Source organism: Actinomycetospora lutea (assembly GCF_028737205.1).
Classification (GTDB): domain Bacteria; phylum Actinomycetota; class Actinomycetes; order Mycobacteriales; family Pseudonocardiaceae; genus Actinomycetospora; species Actinomycetospora lutea.
In genome coordinates, this window is record NZ_JAQZAL010000089.1 from 1 (window position 1) to 1,421 (window position 1,421).

Genomic DNA, 1,421 nt, shown 5'->3' on the forward strand with positions numbered 1-1,421 from the left:
GGCTCTTCCGGATTTAGAGTGCAAGAGATCCACAGTGCAGCAGCGACCGGATGCGGTAGTTGATGAGGTTGCGGAACCCGAGGGCATTGCGGCGCAGGGCTTCGAGGCGCCCGTTGATCGCCTCGGTGGGCCCGTTCGAGGCGCGATGGGAGAAGTAGGCCAAGACGTCGTCGCGGCGTCGGTGCAGGGTCCGGCCGAGCTGGGCGAGTTCCTCGAGCCCGACGGGTAGGCCGCGGCGCAGCAGATCGATCAGGGTGGACAGCAGGGTCTTGCCGCGCTGTGGATCGTTATGGGCGTAGGCGTCGATGAGCTGCTGGTAGACACACCAGGTCACCTCGACCGCGGCGTGGGCGTCGTCGGCGAACACCGCGGCGATCCGGGTCCACTGCCGTTCGGTGAGCAGCCCGGCGCGGGTGCGCAGCGCGCGCCGCACGCCGTAGAGCGGATCGCCGGAGCGGCCGCGGTGCCCACGAGTGTCCTGCTGGACCCGCTGGCGGCACAGGTCCAACTTCGCGCCCGCGAGCGCGACGACATGGAACGGATCCATGACGGTGACGGCGTCGGGCAGCGCCTCGACCGCGGCGGTCTTGTAGCCACCGAACCCGTCCATGGCCACGATCTCAACCCGGTCCCGGAAGGTCTGATCGCGGGCGTCGAGCCAGTTCTTCATCGCGGCCGCGGAGCGGCCCGCGACCATGTCGAGCAGCCGCGCCGGCCCGTGACCTGCGAGGACAGGCGTGAGGTCGGTGATCACGGTGACGAATCCGTCGGCGTGGACGCCCAGCACATGGGACCACTTGTGCTCGTCGACCCCGATCACGCGGACCCCGTCCAACCTGGCGGGGCCGGCGGTGGCCAGCAGCTCGCGGGTCGCCTCGACCGCGATGGCGTTGACGGTGTCCCAGCTGCGGCCCAGCTCGCGGGCGACCGCGGAGACGGTGGCCTTGTCGAACGCCAAGCGCCGCAGGATGTACTGCGCGCAGCGTCGGGTCGTCGACCACCCCGGTCGGGCCAGCCGGCTGCTGTCATGGCAGAACACCTCGCGCGGGCAGCCGTCGTGGACACACCGGTAGCGCGGCAGCCGGACCCGCAGCTCGAGCGGATGCCCGACCACCGGGACATCGCTGACTCGGCGCTCGACGCTGTCGCGATAGCTTCCCGCGATGCCGCAGCCCGGGCAGCGGCCCGGCCCCCCGGTGAGCAGCTCGCACCACAGCACCGTCGTCTCGCCGGCCACGGCGGCGTCGGTGATCCGAACGCCGAGCTCGACGGTGCGGATGATCGTGTCGGCGACGATCTGGGCAGGCGGCGACGTAGGCTGCGGCATCGGGTCCCCGGGGCGCTGATGGTCATGGCGTAGGAACCTTCATCATCAACTTCCCGGGGCCCGCCTCACCGCAGCGACACGACCCCAGCTCCCG

1 protein-coding gene is annotated in these 1,421 nt (G+C 70.9%); it reads right to left on the reverse strand.

Annotated features, from left to right (window positions below; genetic code table 11):
• Nucleotides 1-13: 13 nt before the first annotated feature.
• On the reverse strand, nt 14-1,327 hold the full coding sequence (locus PHK61_RS31770) for an ISL3 family transposase (RefSeq protein ID WP_274285034.1): 1,314 nt from the start codon (nt 1,325-1,327) through the stop codon (nt 14-16).
• Nucleotides 1,328-1,421 lie beyond the last annotated feature (94 nt).

Excerpts from the sequence above, each read along its gene's own strand:
- PHK61_RS31770 (WP_274285034.1), bottom strand. The coding sequence starts at position 1,327 with ATGCCGCAGCCTACGTCGCCGCCTGCCCAGATCGTCGCCGACACGATC.